The organism is Arcobacter iocasae (genome assembly GCF_042214795.1).
GTDB lineage: Bacteria > Campylobacterota > Campylobacteria > Campylobacterales > Arcobacteraceae > Arcobacter > Arcobacter iocasae.
Map to the genome: position 1 here is coordinate 2534783 of NZ_CP090177.1, position 18508 is coordinate 2553290.

Annotated in this window: 22 protein-coding genes; 16 read left to right on the forward strand and 6 right to left on the reverse strand. The window is 27.3% G+C overall.

Translation table 11 applies throughout. The features are described from left to right. The first annotated feature begins 137 nt into the window (after positions 1–137). A complete protein-coding gene (locus LXN10_RS12695; protein ID WP_375723363.1) occupies positions 138–569 on the forward strand; it encodes a hypothetical protein in 432 nt (143 codons plus the stop codon). Here the strand turns inward: LXN10_RS12695 and LXN10_RS12700 are convergent, their stop codons facing one another. Beyond that, positions 570–1205 (reverse strand): TIGR00730 family Rossman fold protein, encoded by a 636-nt coding sequence (locus LXN10_RS12700; RefSeq protein WP_375723364.1) that lies wholly within the window; start codon positions 1203–1205, stop codon positions 570–572. It abuts the gene before it with no gap. A gap of 104 nt (positions 1206–1309) precedes the next feature. Here LXN10_RS12700 and LXN10_RS12705 point away from each other — a divergent pair, with 104 nt between their 5' ends. The 14 genes from LXN10_RS12705 to LXN10_RS12770 all read left to right on the forward strand — a co-directional run bounded on the left by LXN10_RS12705 (position 1310) and on the right by LXN10_RS12770 (position 13052). Continuing rightward, positions 1310–2047: a 5-oxoprolinase subunit PxpA gene (locus LXN10_RS12705; protein ID WP_375723365.1), complete on the forward strand. Its 738-nt coding sequence runs from the start codon at positions 1310–1312 to the stop codon at positions 2045–2047. A gap of 78 nt (positions 2048–2125) precedes the next feature. After that, positions 2126–2326 carry a hypothetical protein gene (locus LXN10_RS12710; protein WP_375723366.1) on the forward strand — a complete coding sequence of 67 codons (201 nt, stop codon included), beginning with the start codon at positions 2126–2128 and terminating at the stop codon, positions 2324–2326. Positions 2327–2405: 79 nt separating this feature from the next. Next, positions 2406–3926 (forward strand): cache domain-containing protein, encoded by a 1521-nt coding sequence (locus LXN10_RS12715; RefSeq protein WP_375723367.1) that lies wholly within the window; start codon positions 2406–2408, stop codon positions 3924–3926. 2 nt (positions 3927–3928) lie between these two features. Next, positions 3929–4609: a response regulator transcription factor gene (locus LXN10_RS12720; RefSeq protein ID WP_375723368.1), complete on the forward strand. Its 681-nt coding sequence runs from the start codon at positions 3929–3931 to the stop codon at positions 4607–4609. Positions 4610–4680: 71 nt separating this feature from the next. Continuing rightward, positions 4681–5637, forward strand: coding sequence for a TRAP transporter substrate-binding protein (locus LXN10_RS12725; RefSeq protein WP_375723369.1), 957 nt, complete (start codon positions 4681–4683; stop codon positions 5635–5637). A 3-nt stretch (positions 5638–5640) separates the two neighbouring features. After that, a complete protein-coding gene (locus LXN10_RS12730; RefSeq protein WP_375723370.1) occupies positions 5641–6126 on the forward strand; it encodes a TRAP transporter small permease subunit in 486 nt (161 codons plus the stop codon). Next, entirely contained in the window at positions 6116–7453 is a 1338-nt protein-coding gene (locus LXN10_RS12735; RefSeq protein WP_375723371.1) for a TRAP transporter large permease, read from the forward strand. The genes LXN10_RS12730 and LXN10_RS12735 overlap by 11 nt, the downstream gene beginning before the upstream one ends. A gap of 20 nt (positions 7454–7473) precedes the next feature. After that, entirely contained in the window at positions 7474–8211 is a 738-nt protein-coding gene (locus LXN10_RS12740; protein ID WP_375723372.1) for a 5-oxoprolinase subunit PxpA, read from the forward strand. After that, positions 8208–8882, forward strand: coding sequence for a 5-oxoprolinase subunit PxpB (gene pxpB / locus LXN10_RS12745; protein ID WP_375723373.1), 675 nt, complete (start codon positions 8208–8210; stop codon positions 8880–8882). The genes LXN10_RS12740 and pxpB overlap by 4 nt, the downstream gene beginning before the upstream one ends. Continuing rightward, positions 8879–9790 carry a biotin-dependent carboxyltransferase family protein gene (locus LXN10_RS12750; RefSeq protein ID WP_375723374.1) on the forward strand — a complete coding sequence of 304 codons (912 nt, stop codon included), beginning with the start codon at positions 8879–8881 and terminating at the stop codon, positions 9788–9790. The genes pxpB and LXN10_RS12750 overlap by 4 nt, the downstream gene beginning before the upstream one ends. Positions 9791–9823: 33 nt before the next feature. Further along, complete coding sequence (locus tag LXN10_RS12755) at positions 9824–10354, forward strand: DedA family protein (RefSeq protein WP_375723375.1); 531 nt, start codon at positions 9824–9826, stop codon at positions 10352–10354. Further along, a complete protein-coding gene (dbpA, locus tag LXN10_RS12760; protein WP_375723376.1) occupies positions 10355–11713 on the forward strand; it encodes an ATP-dependent RNA helicase DbpA in 1359 nt (452 codons plus the stop codon). Positions 11714–11783: 70 nt separating this feature from the next. Continuing rightward, a complete protein-coding gene (locus LXN10_RS12765) occupies positions 11784–12752 on the forward strand; it encodes a GGDEF domain-containing protein (RefSeq protein WP_375723377.1) in 969 nt (322 codons plus the stop codon). A gap of 12 nt (positions 12753–12764) precedes the next feature. Continuing rightward, on the forward strand, positions 12765–13052 hold the full coding sequence (locus LXN10_RS12770) for a peptidylprolyl isomerase (protein WP_375723378.1): 288 nt from the start codon (positions 12765–12767) through the stop codon (positions 13050–13052). Positions 13053–13069: 17 nt separating this feature from the next. Here LXN10_RS12770 and LXN10_RS12775 read toward each other — a convergent pair whose 3' ends face one another. After that, entirely contained in the window at positions 13070–13873 is an 804-nt protein-coding gene (locus LXN10_RS12775; protein ID WP_375723379.1) for an ion transporter, read from the reverse strand. A 71-nt stretch (positions 13874–13944) separates the two neighbouring features. Further along, positions 13945–15561: an HD domain-containing protein gene (locus LXN10_RS12780; RefSeq protein ID WP_375723380.1), complete on the reverse strand. Its 1617-nt coding sequence runs from the start codon at positions 15559–15561 to the stop codon at positions 13945–13947. Between the two features lie 211 nt (positions 15562–15772). Between LXN10_RS12780 and LXN10_RS12785 the strand changes: the two genes are divergently transcribed. Then, the gene (locus LXN10_RS12785) at positions 15773–15889 is read left to right on the forward strand and encodes a FeoB-associated Cys-rich membrane protein (RefSeq protein ID WP_129099788.1); all 117 of its coding nucleotides are present in this window, start codon (positions 15773–15775) and stop codon (positions 15887–15889) included. 20 nt (positions 15890–15909) lie between these two features. On the opposite strand, the gene LXN10_RS12790 is transcribed toward LXN10_RS12785, so the two are convergent. From LXN10_RS12790 to LXN10_RS12800, 3 genes are all read right to left on the reverse strand, one after another. Then, positions 15910–17286 (reverse strand): PhoH family protein, encoded by a 1377-nt coding sequence (locus LXN10_RS12790; protein ID WP_375723381.1) that lies wholly within the window; start codon positions 17284–17286, stop codon positions 15910–15912. 163 nt (positions 17287–17449) lie between these two features. Then, a complete protein-coding gene (locus LXN10_RS12795; protein WP_375723382.1) occupies positions 17450–17932 on the reverse strand; it encodes an S-adenosylmethionine--2-demethylmenaquinone methyltransferase in 483 nt (160 codons plus the stop codon). A 249-nt stretch (positions 17933–18181) separates the two neighbouring features. Beyond that, positions 18182–18400 (reverse strand): cold-shock protein, encoded by a 219-nt coding sequence (locus LXN10_RS12800; RefSeq protein WP_013135109.1) that lies wholly within the window; start codon positions 18398–18400, stop codon positions 18182–18184. Positions 18401–18508 lie beyond the last annotated feature (108 nt).

An 18508-nucleotide genomic window follows, 5' to 3' on the forward strand; every position in this document is an offset into this window, starting at 1 on the left:
TTATATAAGGAGACAATAGCAACGAAAGCTAAAGTTTTGTTTGTATGACGAAAGAATTGTAATGTAAATAGGATAAAATATATCCTATTTGAAAAAGTTATATTTGAAAATTAAATTTTATTTAAGGAGAAACTTTATTGTTTGATGAAGCAACACAATTTTTATATCAATATAAAAATAAGCAATTAGAGGCTAAGGATGTATCAGAACTAAAAGGCGATTTTGAAAAATACAAAAATGAAATCATAAAAAGTGAATATTATGATAAATTTTTTGATAATTATTTGAACATCAAAGGATATACTTATAGGCTTGAAAAATCTGATTTAAGACTGTTTTACACTTTTCAAGAAGCTATTTATTCAATTGATTTAGCAAAGCTAACTCGTGATGAAGAGGGTATTTTATTAAATACCGTAGTTTATATATTAGTAATAGATGATTGTATCAATGAATACTTAGGAAATGCTATTGATGAAAATATAAAACAAAGAGCAATAGAGTTTTATCAAAATGAGCAAAAAAGAGTATCAGCAGAAAATAAAAAATATCATATGTACCAAAACTAATTAATTTATATTAAATAGTTTTAGTATATCTTTTTCAATAAATTCCAAATCATCAGTTATCGTAAATATATCTAAGTCACTTTTACTAATCATTCCTTCTTTTAACAAAGTATTTTCAATAAAAGAGATTAAATCTCTCCAAAAAGTTGTATCATAAAGGTATATTTTTAGATTTTGAAGTTTTTTTGTTTGAACTAATATGATTATTTCAAAGAATTCATCAAGCGTGCCATATCCTCCTGGAAAAACAACACAAGCAGATGAATGCTTTACAAGCATATACTTTCTTGAAAAAAAGTAGTTAAAGGTGTGGTTTCTAGTAGTATATGGATTTAGTTTTTGCTCTTGTGGTATTAATATATTTAATCCAATTGATTGAACAGTTTTTGCTTTATATGCACCTCTATTGGCAGCTTCCATTATTCCACCACCTCCACCTGTTACAATATTGATATTTTTATTTGCTAAATTAAAAGCTAACTTTTCTGCCATTTTACAAGTTTTTGCATCTTGTGAAGTTCTTGCACTTCCAAAAAATGTTACACAATTTTTGATATCTTTATAAATTTCTTCACTACAATTAAAATCATCTGCTATTTTATTTTTTTCTATAATATTTTCTTTACACTCAGGCATTATTACTCTTTTAAATTTTTATAGAATTATATTGAAAAAATATAAGAAAATAAGTTAAATATAAATTTTGTTATAATTAAAAAAATATATTATTAGGCAATGGCATGAATATTAAATTAAATTGTGATGTTGGTGATAGCTTTGGTATTTGGAAAATGGGTAATGATGAGGAGATAATGCCATATATCAATATGGCAAATCTTGCTTGTGGTTTTCACGCAGGAGATGCTTTAAATATGGACAAAGCAGTTAGTTTAGCAGTAAAATACAATACTCAAATGGGAGCTCATATTGCGTATCAAGATTTAGCAGGTTTTGGAAGAAGAAAAATAGCATATTCTTTAGAAGAGATTCAAGCCATCGTTATATATCAAATGGGTGCATTAAATGCTTTTTGTAAAACTTATGGAAAAAATATAACTTATGTAAAACCTCATGGTTCTCTTTTTAATGACATGATGGATGATGAGTTGATTTTTAAAGCAATTCTAAGTGCAATTAGCTCTTATGACAAAAATATAAAACTAGTTATTTTATCAAGTCAAAAGAATGAAAAATACAAACAAATAGCACTTTTATATGGAATCTCTCTAATTTTAGAAGTTTATGTGGATAGAAATTATCATGATGAAGGTTTTATTCTTTCACGGTCTGAAAAGGACTCTTTTATAAATGATGAGTTAGATATTATGCAAAGAGTAGAAACTCTAAAAGAGAGAGGATATATAACTAGTAAAAATGGATTGAAACTTTTTTTACAAGCTGATACAATATGTTTACATGGAAGTTCTGAGAAAAATTATGAATTTATAAAAACAGTTAGTGGTTTATTAAATAATTAATAGTCTTAAAACTTAGTTTACACACTTCTTAGACACTTTTTGTAGTTAAACTTCGGGCTTTAAAATAAAGGGGAAAAAATGGCTGAATTATTATTTTTTGCGGGGGCAATATTACTTTATTTATATTCATTTTTATATAGAAAGTTAGCTTTATTTGCTACATTAGTTTTGTTTATAATAGCATATAAAATGAAAGTAGATGTTGTTTTGATTTGTGTAACTATATCTTTATTGATTGTTATACGATTAAGAAAGCATGGTGTAAAAGATGACCTTTAATATAAAAAAGGAAAAAATTTATTTTTAGCTTACCATTAACTCACTTTTATAAAATATAATTAAAAAAAGTAGGATTGTTATGTTTACAGAAAAGAATATACCAAAATTAATTATATTAACTCCCATAATTACAGTAATACTTATTGCTTTTTTTAATATATACTTTTTTATACAAAACCAAAATAACTATTTCAAAGAAGAGAGTATTAGAGTTGAAAATGAATATATTACAAAACAAAAGAATGTACTTAAAAGAGAAGTTACAAGTATAATAAACTATATAAATTTTCAAGTAAATAATAATAAAAAACTAAGTGTTGAAGAGTTAAAAAATCAAATTTTAAGATACACCGAGACTATTCGTTACGAAAAGAATGGTTATATTTGGATACATGATACTTCTTATTATTTAAGAGCTCATCCCTTTAGAAAGAATAGTTTAAATACTTATGATATTTCCTTAAAAGATGCAGTGGGAACACTTATTATAAAAGAATTTGTTAAAAAAACTTTAAAAAATCCAAATGGTGTTTTTATAGAATATTATTGGCAAAAACCAGAGAATGTTACTCCTTCAAAAAAACTTGGTTTTTTTAGACTTTATAAAAAGTATAATTGGGTTATAGGTGCTGGATTATATATTGATGATATACAAAACTCAATAGATAAAAATAAACAGTTATTGGAGAAAAGAATTGATAAGTATATTAAATTAGTTGTATTTGTATCATTTTTTGTGATGTTACTTATTGGTATTATTTCTTATATTATGTCAAAAAAAATATCAGAAGCTTTTAAACATTATCAAGAAAATGTACAAAAAAAAGAGTTTCTTTTAGAAGATATGAACAAAAATTTAGAGAAAAAAGTTCAAGTGGCAATTGAAGAGGTCCAGAAAAAAGATAGGGCAATGCTTCATCAATCAAGACTTGCTCGTATGGGCACGATGTTATCTATGATAGCTCACCAATGGAGACAACCATTAAGTGAAGTAGCTGGAATACTAATGGAGCTTGAAACAGCGGCAAAATTTAAAAAAGCAGATGATTTGATGATAAAAGAGTCTGTAGAAGAGTCTAATAAGCTTATTCAATTTATGTCATATACAATAGATGACTTTAGAAACTTTTTTAAACCAGATAAAAAGAAAGTGCATTTTTATATAGAAGATTCTTGTATGGAAGCAATTTCTTTGATTAGTGCATCTGTTAAAAACTCAAATATTAAACTACATTATAATATAAAAATGAATTACGAAATTTTTGGTTATAAAAGAGAGTTTGCACAAGTTTTATTAAATCTTATGTCAAATGCAAAAGATATTTTAAATCAAAGAAAAATAGAAAACCCAAAAATAGATTTGGAAGTAGATTTCAAAGATGGATATGCCATTGTAACAGTTCAAGACAATGCAAATGGGGTAGAAGAAGAATATTTAGACTTGATTTTTGAACCATACTTTACTACAAAAAGCAGTTCTCAAGGTACAGGTCTTGGACTATATATGTCAAAGATGATTATTGAGAAAAATATGGGTGGAGAATTAAGCGTTGAAAACACAGAACATGGAGCACTTTTCAAAGTAAAAATTAAGGCATAAAAATGGATGAAATAGCAGAACAATTAAAAAACTATACAGTTCTTTGTGTTGAAGATGAAGATGGTATTAGAAAAAGATTAGTTAATACTTTAAAATACTATTTTGCAGAAGTTTATGAAGCAGCTAATGGTGAAGAGGGTTATTATGTCTATTATGATAAAAGACCAAATATAATAATATCAGATATAGAAATGCCGGAAAAAAATGGTATTCAAATGATTGAAGAGATAAGAAAAAATGATTTAACAACTATTGTTATAATGTTAACAGCATATTCAAGTGAAGAGTACCTTTTAAATCTTATAAATCTAAATATAAATCATTATATTTTAAAGCCTGTTGTTTCAGATAATTTATTAAGTGGAATTGTAAAAGCCTTTGGAAATAAACTACAAAAAAAAGCTATATTTTCAGAAGATATGTACTTTGATATGGAAAAAAGAGAACTTTATTATAAAAATGAAATAGTTTTTTTACGAAAAAGAGATAAGAGTTTTTTGCTTTTACTTCATGAAAATAAAAATAGAGTATTAACTTATTCTATGATTGAAGAGTATATTTGGAAAGATAAATCTATGAGTATGAGTGCTTTAAAAACTTTTATAAAAGAGTTAAGACAAAGGTTACCAATAGAATTACTTGAAAATATTCCACAAGAAGGATATAAACTAAAACTTCTTTAACAATATATAAAAACTCACTAATTACTCACTATATAAAACTACTATTACTTATCTAAAAATAAGGAAAATTCATGTTGAAAAAATGTTTAATAATTGCTTCACTTGCAAGTATGGTTTTTGCTGGAAATGTAAAAATGAATTTAAATGCAAGACAAGGTGCAGATAACTTTCACACTGTTGGTGCTGAAAAATTTGCTTCATTGGTAAAAAAGTATACAGAGGGAACTGTTGAAATAACTGTATATCCTGGTTCTTCACTAGTAAAAGGAAATCCTTTAAAAGCTGTAAAAGATGGAACTGTTGCTATGGCTGATATGTTTATACCTTTTACTGCTGGTGGGGGTAAAGTGTTTGGTATATCTGCTTTACCATTTATTGCTCAATCTTATGATGATGCTTATAAATTATATCAAATCTCAAAACCTGCATATGAAAAAACTGCAAGAAGATGGAATCAAAAATTACTTTATAGTGTAACTTGGCCACCATCTGGATTTTATGGAAATAAAAAACTAGAGTCATTGGCAGATTTTGATGGTGTAAAAACTAGAACTTATGATAAAAACTCTGCAAACTTTGTAAATGGTGCAGGAGGAAATGCAGTTGCATTACCTTGGGGAGAAGTTTATTCAGCTCTTAGAACTGGTTTAGTTAATTCTGTTATTACTTCATCTTCTTCAGGAAAAGATGGTAAATTTTGGGAAGTATTAACTGACTTTACAAAAATAAGTTATGCCTATCCTTTACAAGCTGTTACAGTTAATCTTGATTATTGGAATTCTTTAAGCTCTTCTCAAAAAGATGCTATGTTAAAAGCAGCGGTAGAAGTTGAAAAATCACAATGGGAAGCTGTAAAAGCTGAAGATAAAGATGCACTTGATACTATGGCAAAAAATGGTATGCATATTTGGGAAGTTACTCCAAAATTAAAAGAAGAGTTATCTAAAGTTGCTGATAAAATGCTAAATGAGTATTTAAAAGATGCCAACAAAGATACTAAAAAAATATTTGAAGAATATAGAAAGTAAATCATGAAAATCTTTTATTCTTTTATAAATAAGCTCTCATTGTGGGGAGCTTATTTATCATCACTTTTACTAATATCATTAGTTTTATTAATCTTAACAGAGATATTTATTAGATACTTTTTTGATATGTCCACAATGATTGCAGATGAATATAGTGGATATTTGTATTTAGCTGCAATTTTTTTAGGTTTAGCTTATACTTTTAATGAAGATGCACATATTAGAATTAATATTTTAACTTCTAAAATGAGTCAAAAATCAAATAGGTTTATTGATGTATTCGCTGGTTTAATTACTATTGTTATATTAGTTTTTGCACTATATAGAACGATTTTATTTACTTATGATTCATATGATATGCAAATGGTTTCAGAAGGAGTTTCCGAAACACCATTATATTTAACTCAATTAGTTATGCCTTTAGGAATAAGCTTATTTATCTTGGCAGTTTTAGCTTTTGTTTTGAAAGGATTAAAAAATGATATCTGATCCTTTAATTTTATCAATTGTTCTTGTATTTATAATGTTTGTATTTTTGTTATCTTCAATTTGGATCGGGGTTTCATTAATCTTAACAGGTATTTTAGGTATGTTGATTGCTGTAAATCATTTACCACCAGTGCTCTCAATATATGACAAGATTGGTGATTTACTTGCAGCTTCTATGTATGATTCTTTAAATTCATGGTCTTTGGCAGCTTTACCAATATTTATTTTAATGGGAGAGATTTTATATAAATCATCTATTTCTACAAGACTATTAAATGGATTAACTCCATGGTTGAGTTTTATTCCAGGAAAGTTATTGCACATAAATGTTGCAGCATGTTCACTTTTTGCAGCAATATCTGGTTCAAGTTCAGCAACAACTGCAACAGTTGGAAAAATTACCCTTGATGAACTTAAAAAAAGAGGTTATTCAAAATCGCTTGCATTAGGTTCCCTTGCAGGAAGTGGAACATTAGGATTTTTGATTCCTCCTTCACTTATTATGATTATTTATGGAGTATTATCAAATGTATCAATAGGTAAGCTTTTTATGGCAGGAATTCTTCCTGGTCTTTTACTAGCTACTCTTTATTCAGTTTATATAATGATTGCTGCAAGTGTTGATAAAAGTGTAGTTCCTGTAAATAAAGATAAATATTCTTTAAGAGATTTTACCCATTCATTAAAAGATTTATTTCCAGTTTTATCTTTGATAACTGTAGTCTTAGGTTCTATTTATGGAGGGTTAGCAACTCCTACTGAAGCTGCTTCTTTAGGTGTTTTAGGTTCAGTTATTTTAGCAATTTATTTTAAAAGTTTATCTTTTGAAGTAATAAAAAATGCTTTATTAAATACTATTAAAACTTCTGTAATGATTAGTTTTATAATAGTTGGTGCTGGATTTTTATCTCAAGTAGTAGGATTCTTAGGAATTGCAAGAGCCATTAGTGAATTTATAGCCTCAATGGGGCTTTCACCTTTTGCTTTAATTTTAATCATTGGTATAATGTATGTATTTTTAGGAATGATTTTAGATGGTATTTCTATTGTTGTTATGACTTTACCTATTGTATTACCTATTATCCAATTAGCTGGTTTTGATCCATTATGGTTTGGTATATTTTTAGTATTTATGGTAGAGTTATCTCAAATCACCCCACCAGTTGGTTTTTCACTCTTTGTTATACAAAGTATAAGTGGAGAAAAAATAGAATACATATTAAAAGCAACACTTCCATTTTTTATTTTGATGATTGTTGCAGTTGTTTTAATTACAGTTTTTCCAGAAATTGTAGAGTTTGTACCTAGATATATGACTGCAAAATAGATTGAATTATAGGAGAGAAGATGAGTATAAAATTAAATTGTGATATGGGTGAGAGTTTTGGTATTTGGAAAATGGGATTAGATGAAGAGATTATGCCATATATCAATATGGCAAATCTTGCTTGCGGATTCCATGCAAGTGATGCTCTTACTATGAATAAGTCAGTTGCCTTAGCTAAAAAAAATAGTGTAACAATTGGGGCACATCCTGGATATCAAGATTTAGTTGGCTTTGGTAGACGAAGTATACCTTGTAGTGATGAAGAGATAAGTTCAATTGTTTTATATCAAATTGGAGCATTAAGTGTTTTTTGTAAAGTACATGGAACATATGTATCTTATGTTAAACCCCATGGTGGGTTATACCATGATATGATGAATAAAGAAAATGTATTTAGAGCAATTTTAAGTGCTATTTCATCTTATGATAAAGAAATAAATCTAATGATACTATCAAGCCCAAAAAATGAAGAGTATGCAAAAATCGCGCAGAGTTATAATATTTCTTTATTATATGAAGTATTTGCAGATAGAAATTACAATGATGATGGAAGTTTAGTCTCAAGAAGTGAAGATAATGCTGTGATTCATGATGAAAAAGAAGTTATATCAAGAGTTAAAAATCTAAAAGAAAAAGGTACTTTAAATAGTATTAGTGGGAAAGAGTTAGCTTTAAAAGTTGATGCTCTTTGTGTACATGGTGATACTAAAAATGCCTTGGAGTTTATAAAAATACTTAGAAAGGAAATCTCTGCATGATATTTAAAGTAGCTTCTGTTGATTCATTAGTTATATATTTTGGAAATGAAATAAGTGAAAAGATAGCTAATGATGTGCAAAAAGCTTATTTGTCTTTAAAGAGTTTAAATATAGAAGGAATAATAGAAATTATTCCTTCATATACTACTATTTATATCTCATATGATATTTTTAAATATGATTATTCTTCTTTAGTAGAACTATTAAAACAAAGTATTAATTTAGAGTATGAAGATAATAGTTCTAAAAACATTATAAATATTGATGTTTATTATGGAGAAGAAGTTGGTTTGGACTTAAGTGACATGAGTATAAAAACAAAACTTCCAATAGAAAAGATTATAGAAATACACTCACAAAAATTATATGATGTATATGCCATAGGTTTTGCTCCTGGTTTTGGATTTTTAGCAAGTGTTGATAAACAAATAGCCGTGCCAAGATTATCAAGCCCAAGAAAAAGTGTGCCAAAAGGCTCAGTTGCTATTGCAGATACACAAACAGCAGTTTATCCTCAAAGTTCTCCTGGTGGTTGGAATATCATAGGAAGAACAGCAATGGAGTTATTTGATAAGAGTTTAGAAAAACTTTCTCCTTTGAGTGTTGGTGATAAGGTTAAATTTAATGCAATCAGTAAAGAAGAGTTCTTAGCTCAAGGTGGGATTATATGAGTTTAGAAATAATAAATAAACCAATACTAGCAACAATACAAGATATGGGAAGATTTTCTTACTCTAATATTGGAGTTTCAAACTCTGGAGTTATGGATGAATACGCTTATTTGTATGCAAATAAAATACTTGGAAATGATTATGGTACAAATGCCCTAGAAATATCTTTTTCAAATGTTCAGTTTAAAGTAAATGCTTCAACACAAATTGCACTTACAGGTGCTAAGTGTGAGTTTTTTATAAATGATGTTTTAATGAATACTTGGGAAACACATAATATAAAAAATGGTGATATTTTAAAAGTTGGAAGAATAATAGAAGGTACGAGAGTATATCTAGCAGTAAGTGGTGGCTTTGATATAAAAAAAGAGTTTGGAAGTAATAGTACAACTATAAAAGAAAGCCTTGGTGGAATTGATGGGGATAAATTAAAAAAAGGGGATATCTTACCTTTTAAAAGTTCTCAAGCTACATATAAAAAAAGACTACATCAAGAGTATATTCCAAAATACAGTGATGAATTGATTTTAAGAGTAATTCTTTGCTCTCAAGAAGAGAACTTTTCACAAGAAGAAAAAGATAAATTCTTTTCAAGCTCTTATACTATAACAAATGATTTTAATAGAATGGGCTGTAAGTTAAATGGAGAAATAATAAAATCAGATATCAATGGAATCATTTCAGAAGGTATTGCTTTTGGGGCTGTTCAAATACCAAGTGATGGACAACCAATTATTTTATTAAAAGAGAGACAAACTATTGGAGGATATCCAAAGATTGGAACTGTTTTTAGCCTAGATTGTTTTAATCTAGCCCAAGCAAAACCAAATAGCAAAATAAGATTCTCTCCCATAAGTATAGAAGAAGCACAAGAGAAGTTAAGAGCTTTTTATCACTATTTTAGATAGTATTCTTGCTATTAATAAATATAGAGGATTGTTTTGGAAGATATAATTAATCAATGGGGTTACTTAGCTCTATTCTTATACTCATTTGGTGGTGGTTTTGTTGGTCTTGTGGTTGCAAGTGTTTTAGCTTATTCTGGTGATTTGAATATATATATTTGTATTATAGTTGCAGCTAGTTCAAACTTCTTAGGAGATCAGTTTCTATTTTATATGGCAAGAACAAATAAAAACTACGCAAAAGATATAATGAAAAAGCATGGAAGAAAAGTTGCACTTGCCCATTTGTGGATGAGAAAATATGGCTCACCAGTTGTATTTTTACAAAAGTATGTGTATGGGATAAAAACTTTGATTCCTTTGGCTATGGGACTTACAAAATACTCATTTAAAAAATTTACTATATTTAACTTCTTTGCTACAATTCTTTGGGCAGTAATAGTTGGATATATCAGTTATAAACTAGGCGAAGTTGTTTTAACTTACGCAGATGATTATAAGTATTATGGAGTAGCAATAATCTTAGCTATTGTACTTACTGTTACTTACTACTTAAAGAAGATATAAATGCTAGCAATAACTACACTAAACATAGACGAAAAACTAAAAGAAAACTTGATATCTTTAGGTTATGAAACTCTAACAAAAATACAAGAGGAGTCTTTACCTTTAATATTAGAAGGAAAAGATGTAATAGCAAAAGCAAAAACAGGAAGTGGGAAAACTGCTGCTTTTGGAATAGGGCTATTAAATAAAATAGATGTGAAAAAGTTTAAAACACAGTGTTTGGTTTTATGCCCTACAAGGGAACTTGCTGACCAAGTTGCAGAAGAACTTAGAAGAATAGCTAGATATAAACACAATATCAAGATATTGACTTTATGTGGTGGCGTTCCCTCAAGTAGACAAACACATTCATTAACCCATGGAGCACATGTAATAGTTGGAACTCCAGGACGAGTACTATTTCACCTAAGAGAGCAAAATCTAAATCCAGAGTCAATTGATACGCTTGTATTAGATGAAGCAGATAGAATGCTTGATATGGGATTTTTAGAAGATATAGAAAAGGTAATAAGCTTTATACCAAAACAGCGACAAACACTGTTATTTTCTGCAACCTATGATGAGAATATAAAAGAGCTTTCAAAAGGTATCTTAGTAGATCCTATTTTTAAAAGTGTAGATACAGTTCATAGTGAAAGTACAATAAGAGAAGAGTTTATAAAAACTTCAAGAAAAGATAGTGTTTTATTAAAGCTATTTTCAACATATAAACCAAGCTCTGTAATAATCTTCTGTAATACAAAAATCAAATGTGATGAACTAGATACATATCTTTATGATATGGGATATGACCCTTTAGTTTTACACTCTGATTTTGAACAAAAAACAAGAGATGAAATTATCACACTATTTTCAAATAAATCATATCCAATACTAATAGCGACAGATGTTGCAAGTAGGGGACTTGATATTGATGATGTAGAGATGGTTATAAACTATGATATGGCAAATGACACAAATGTTTATACTCATAGAATAGGAAGAACAGCAAGAGCTGGTAAAAGTGGAGTTGCTTTAACTTTATATAATGATTATGATGAAGATAAAGTTGAAGACCTGCAAGTAAATAAAGAGCTAGTTTATGTTGATGAAGAGAGTTTGATTGATGAGGTATATAAATTAACATCAGAATATAAAACTATTTATATAAGTGGTGGAAAAAAATTAAAACTAAGACCTGCTGATATCTTAGGCTGTTTGATACAAGATAATAATTTAGATAAAGATGATATTGGTAAAATCAAAATACTTCCTATGTGCTCTTATGTTGCAATAAAAGTTGAAGCATATGAAAGAAAAATAAAAGAAAAAGAATCTTTAAAAATCAAAGGTAAATTCTTTAGAATATTTGATAGATAGTTCATATTATAAAAAATAAAAGTAAAAATAGGTAATATATAATTAAATAATATATTTTTCAAGGAATTTGATGAATAATTTGATTGTAAGTGGTATAAAAAGATTTTTAGAAGCTAATTGTTTTAATCAAAATATTTATGAATATCTTGATTTTTATGACAAGTTAAGAGATATAAAAGAAGTTAAGCTTATCTATGAAGAGCTACAAATATGGCTTGAAAGAACTTTTTATATAAAATCATTAAAAATCATAATTGACTCTTTGGATGAAAAAGATAAAGAGATTGCTTTTCAAAACTCTAGTGATGAAGTTTATGAAAACAGTTCAATGATTAAAAAATATAAAATTTTTATGAATAAAAGTTTAACGATTAATTTTTATTTAGTTTGTGAAAATAAAAAACACTTAAAAGAAATTTCATCAAATGATGAAATATTAAATGCTTTTTTTTATATGGTGGCACCTTTTATAACTAGTGTTTCATATCAAGAATTAGTACAAAAACTCACTTTTAAAGACCCTTTGACAAGTGTTTATAATAGAAAATTTTTAGTTGAACATCTAAATAAACTTTTGCCCTTGTCTAAAAGAGAGAATAAAAATATCTCATTTTTGATGGTAGGAATTGATCATTTTAAAGCAGTTATTGATGAGTTTGATTATGATGTTGGTGATAATGTTTTAATTAGTTTATCAGAAATATTAAGAAATAATATAAGGGAATCTGACATCGTTGTAAGATTAGAAGCAGATGAATTTTTGGTTACTTTAGTTGGACTTACATCACAAAATGATGCGAAACTTGTAGCTCAAAAATTAATCGATGTTTTTGCAAAAAGTGAAGTAAAAGTATCTCCCTCAGGTTATACTTTGAAAAAGACTATTTGCGTGGGTATTACCCATTATGATAATCAAACAAATTCTGTTGATTATATTTTAAGAAACGCTGATATATCGCTTTATGAAGCAAAAAATCTAGGAAGAAGTAAAATAAAAGAATTTTTTCCAGATAAAGTTGAATGTGTAGATTTATTTTAAAAAGGAGTATTAATGGCAGTGGAAGCTAGTGCAAGACATATCTTAATAGATAATGAAGATATTTGTAATCAAGTAAAAGAACAAATAATTAGTGGGGATTTAGATTTTGTAGAAGCTGCAGAACAATATTCATTATGTCCATCAGGAGATCAAGGTGGAGCTTTAGGTACATTTGGAAAAGGTCAAATGGTAAAAGAGTTCGAAGATGTTGTATTTAGTGCTCCTGTAGGAGAAATACAAGGTCCAGTTCAAACAGAATTTGGTTACCATCTTATAGAAGTAACTTCAAGAAACGACTAAAATAATTTATATAAAGGCTAACTTTTTATAGTTGCCTTTATTAATACTTTAAGCTCAGAAATCTCTTCTCTTAATTTTTTAATTTCATCATTTACATGGTGTTCATTTGATTGAACCTCTTCAATAATATGTTTTTCTTCATCTTGATTTAGTATTGCCATTGCATCAACTATAATTGCCACAACTAAATTTATCATTACAAAGGTCACAATAAAAATAAATGGAACAAAGAAAATCCAAGCATGTGGATAAACTTCCATGATAGGTCGAACAATTCCCATAGACCAAGACTCTAAAGTCATGATTTGAAAAAGTGTGTAAAATGACTCACCTAAAGTGCCAAACCATTGTGGAAAGCTTTCAGAGAATAGTTGAGTAGACATAATAGCAAATATATAAAAGAACAGACTCATAAGAGCAATAACAGATAACATACCAGGTATTACGCTAATAAGTGCTGTGACTATCTTTCTCATTTGAGGAACAACAGTTATAAGCCTAAAAAGTCTTAGTACTCTTAGTATTCTAAGTATTTCAAAACCAGAACTTAATGGAATCAATGAAATAGCAACTATTGTAAAATCAAATATACTCCAAGCATCTTTGAAAAAAGATATTCTATGTACATAAATTCTAAGTATGATTTCTATTGTAAATATTGTAATAACGATTTGATTAAAAAGTATTGCATATACTTCATAGTTTGCCATAAACTCTTTTGAAGTCTCTAATCCCATCGTAATACCATTTAATACGATTAAATAGGTTATGAATTTTGTAAAAAATCCACCATCAACAAATGATTTTATTTTGTTAAACATGACAAGTCCTATAAGGATAATTTTTCGTAATAATAACCAAAAATTCTTAAGGATTTGTCTTAATTTATTATTTAATCTTCAAAGATTTTAAACACTATATCTTTAAGCTCTTTTTTCAAAGTTAGATTCATATCTTTTTTATTTGTATATATATAAAAAGGCACAGTATTTAGCATAGATTTTTTCAATCTTTTTCTAACAGTTGAAATTTCATCTATTGGAATAATTTCTTCACCATCATATAAAGTAAACTCTTTATTTAATCCTAAAGTAAAAGATACGATTTGGTATGTAAAAAATACATCTTCTTCTTGGGTTTCCCATTTCTTTATGAATTTATCTAGTTCGATTCTAAGTTTTTTGAATCTGTTTTTTGTAAGGTATCCAAAACTTTCTCTAAATTTATATCTTTCGATTGTAGAAAATTCTAGTACCTTATAAAATTCATTTAAATTTTTCCAAGGAGATCTGAAAAATCTTTTTCCAAAAAGCACTTCTTCAAATGATTTTAGATACTTTTTGTCATCATTTGTTTTAGTATCTTTATTTTTTATTTCAAAATACTCTTTTTTAAATAGTGAAATTAGCCAATTTTCATCAAGCATAGAGACAATATCTAATCTTCTTTCTTCATTCTTTTCACTTAAAAAATTCCAAAGCATAGCAATACAATTTGATGAGTTTTTTTCATAAAACATGCCATTTTTAAAATATTTTTTAGAAAGGTATAAAACTACATTTTCTAATAGGGCATCTGTTTTTGCAATACCATGATTATAGATTACTTTTTTATATAAGTTAAATCTCATTTCTAAAAGATGTTCAATATCGATTAACCCCATATCAAAGAAACTTATTTTAAAAGTTTTCCCATCTCTTACTAATACAGTATGTTTTGTAATTCGCAAGTTATCATTTGCTCCCCCTATATATCCAGAAGCTACCATATCACGATTTATATAATCTAATCTATCAGCATCAACAGTTCCACTAATAATTGAATGTAATACTTTAAAATCAAACTTAGCATAAACTTTCTCTTTTAAAATAAACATACAAAGCTTATGTAATAATTTAAAATAGTCAATATCTGATTGTACATCGCTATTTTTTATAAGTTCTTCTTTAAATAATAAATCAATAAAATTTTCACCAATAGCTTCATGTAATACTTGTTTTTGGTTTGAAGTTATATCTTCATATAAATCTTTAAAGTTTTCTTCTTTTTGTAACAAATCGGGACTGTTCTGAATATTTTCATATACTCGTTTTAGTGCATTTTCAACTTGATGTGAAAAAGGAAGATGTCCTACATCATGTAATAATCCTGCTAGTCTTACGGCTTGTAAAGTGATTATATAAGTATCATTGTACATTTTAGAGTTTGTAGGTATAGAGAATTGATATAAGGCTTTATTATCAAAATAAGAACTACCTTCATCAAATGTAATATTTAAATTATCTTCTACAATTATCTCATGTATAACTTTTCTCATACTTTTTAAAAACATGTCCCTTGTTGTTGAATCACTATTTAAAAGGGCATTTTTTAGCATATAAGAACTTACATGCATTGTTCCCAAACAATGTATAAATCTTTTTGTGGTGATTGAGGGAAATGAAAAATAAGCTAGGGCATTTTGTGTTACAAATTGCAGTCTATTTAATATCTTACTTTGTAAAATCAAATCTTCAAGTTTTGTATACTCTATATGATTATAAATAGTATCATTTATTAGTCTATTTTGTATGGTAGTTTCCTTTTTTAAATTAAGTTATTCTTTTCATAATTATGACTTAATTTTATTTAATGTTACAAATTAATTTCAATTTAATTACAAATTTATAAATATAAGTATAAAATATTATATTAATACTTATTATCAATTAGGATCTATAATGCAAGAAATAGCAATTTTTTCAATCGTTTTATTAGCTTTAGCATATATTTTAAGAAAAACATTCAAAAAAAATGGTGGCTGTGGTTGTGGAGAAGAGGGTTGTTCTAAAAAATAGAACAATCTTCTTATTACTATTTAGTTTTTCTTATTTTCAAATATTCGTTCAGTAAATTCTGCAAATTTACCTCTTACTGCTTTTTCTAACTCAATTGCAAACATCTTAACTTCATCATGTTCAAAGTTTGTCTGTTTTAAAAGGGTAGTTAGACCATTGTTGTATTTATTTAAATATAAGTTATCAATTTGTCTATTTGACCCAATCACAATTGCCATACAGCTTTCATCAAGTCTTGAAAGTATAAGTTGAGTAGTCTTCTCACTTGAATTTTGCCACTCATCCATAATAACAATTGCCGAGCTAAGCGTTCTTCCTCTAGCTTCTCCTGGCCATAGAGTTTCAATACAGTATTTAGATGTTAATTCAGAAATTTTGCTATCAATAGATTCTTTATTTTCTTTGTTTTCTGATTTTTTCAACTGCTTTTTAGCAATAAACTCTAAAGTATCAGTTAAAGCCATATTATAAATACGAAATTTCTCATCATTACCTGATAAAAACCCAATATCAGCACCTTTGTCAAGTGATTCAATAGAGTTTCTTACATATACTATTTTATCATAAAGTCCTAAGTCAATAAGTCTCATTGCACTTGCAATTGACATCAATGTTTTACCACTTCCAGCTTTTGCATCTATAACCAATAAATCATACATATTAGAAACAATAGCTTTTGAAAATAATTTTTGTTTTAGATTTACAGGTTTTACTTGTAAGGCTTTAAAATCACTTTCACTTAAAATATTTATTATCTTATTAATGATAATTGCATACTCTTTATTACCATCTTCACTACTAAATTCATAAGAGAAATTTTCAAAAGTATATTTATCATCAAAGCTAGTTATTGGTTTCCCATCAAGTGAATTAAATATAGATGAGTCAACTTCAATTGTTTTTACAAATTCGAATTTAGGAACAACAGATTTATCATCATGTAGAGTCTCAGCTTTTATTCCTTTAAACTGAGCAAAAGTTCTTGCATAAATGTCAATTGATAAAAATATTGTTTGAGCACCTTTATAGTACTGTTGGGCGATTGCTGCAACTTCAATGATTCTTTTGTCATTACTTTCACTTAAGTGAACTTGTTCTATTTCTGAATCATATTTATCTTTTGCAATAACATGTAGTTGAAGATCATCACTAAAATATTTTACAACTTTGAATTTACTTCTATGATCTACTTCTTTGATTTTCATTTTAGCTAGAAGTCTAGCAAACTCTCTTGAGTAAAAACCAAGTTCATTTGGTAACTTTTTTTTGTCCTCAAGCTCAAATAAAACAGTTTCAGGCACAACTATTACATTAGAACCATTATCACTGACTTTATACAGGTTTTGTAGGTTTTGTAGAATAATGTTTGTATCTACTACATATATTTTTTCTTTCATAATTTCATTATATCATGAATTTGTTAGATAATTATTACAAACTGTATATAAAATGTCTAGTTACATTTTGGTAACATTTACTGTTTAATATATTATTTTGAGATAAAAAAGATATAGAATAGTAGCTGTAGGTTAAGTAGAGTTTTTACCTCTACTTATAATATTAGATTAATTTTTCTCTTGAAACTATTACACCATCTAAATCGGCATATAAATAGTCACCCTCATGGAAAGTAACTCCCCCAAAACTTAATTGGTCACCTCTTGAAGAATTTGTTTTATCAAAATTTCTTAATGGACAAGTCCCTATGGCATATAAAGCAACATCTATATCTTTTGTATAAGCTATATCTCTTACATATCCATTGATAATAATAGCTTGCCAATTGTTATTTTTAGCAAAATCCATTAATTTATCTCCAACTACTCCATAAAAATATCTTGCATTTTCAACTACTACAACTTTACCTTTTCCATTTTCATCTCTTAGCATCTCTAATAATTCCCAATTACTTTTATCAAGTTTAATTGTTACTATTTGTCCAGCACATTTTTTTAATCCCCCATAATTTTTATATTCATTTGATAATACTTGGATCTCTTTGTCTCTGTTATCATCGCATAAATCTGCAGTCTCAAAATTCATTTCTTCCCCTTTAAATCTTAATTGAAGCAGGAGTATATGTAAATAAAGTGTACAAAAGATGTATAACTCAACTAAAATTAAGATTTTATTTATAATATAAGAATAATGTATCATAAAGTAACATAAATGAATGGTATTTATTTAAATTATGTATTAATATTAAAAATTTCTTAATTTTATTTTAGAAATTAAGCATAAAAAAAGGCTAGTCATATTGACTAACCTTTTTTATTGTAAATAACTTTATTATTATAAAGCAGTTACATTTTCAGCTTGTGGACCTTTTTGACCTTCAGCTACTTCGAAAGTTACTTTTTGACCTTCGTTTAAAGATACTCTACCGTATCCAGTACTGTTAATTTGTCTATAATGTACGAATACATCTTTACCACCGTTTTCTTGTTCGATAAATCCAAAACCTTTTTCACTGTTGAACCATTTTACTGTTCCGTTTACTAAATCTGCCATGCAGTTTCCTTTGTTGTTTAAATATACTTTATTGCTAAAGTGGTAGAAAATATAAATTTGAGTGTTCTTTCATGGTAGATTATCTGTGTACTTGTAAATAGTTTTCAA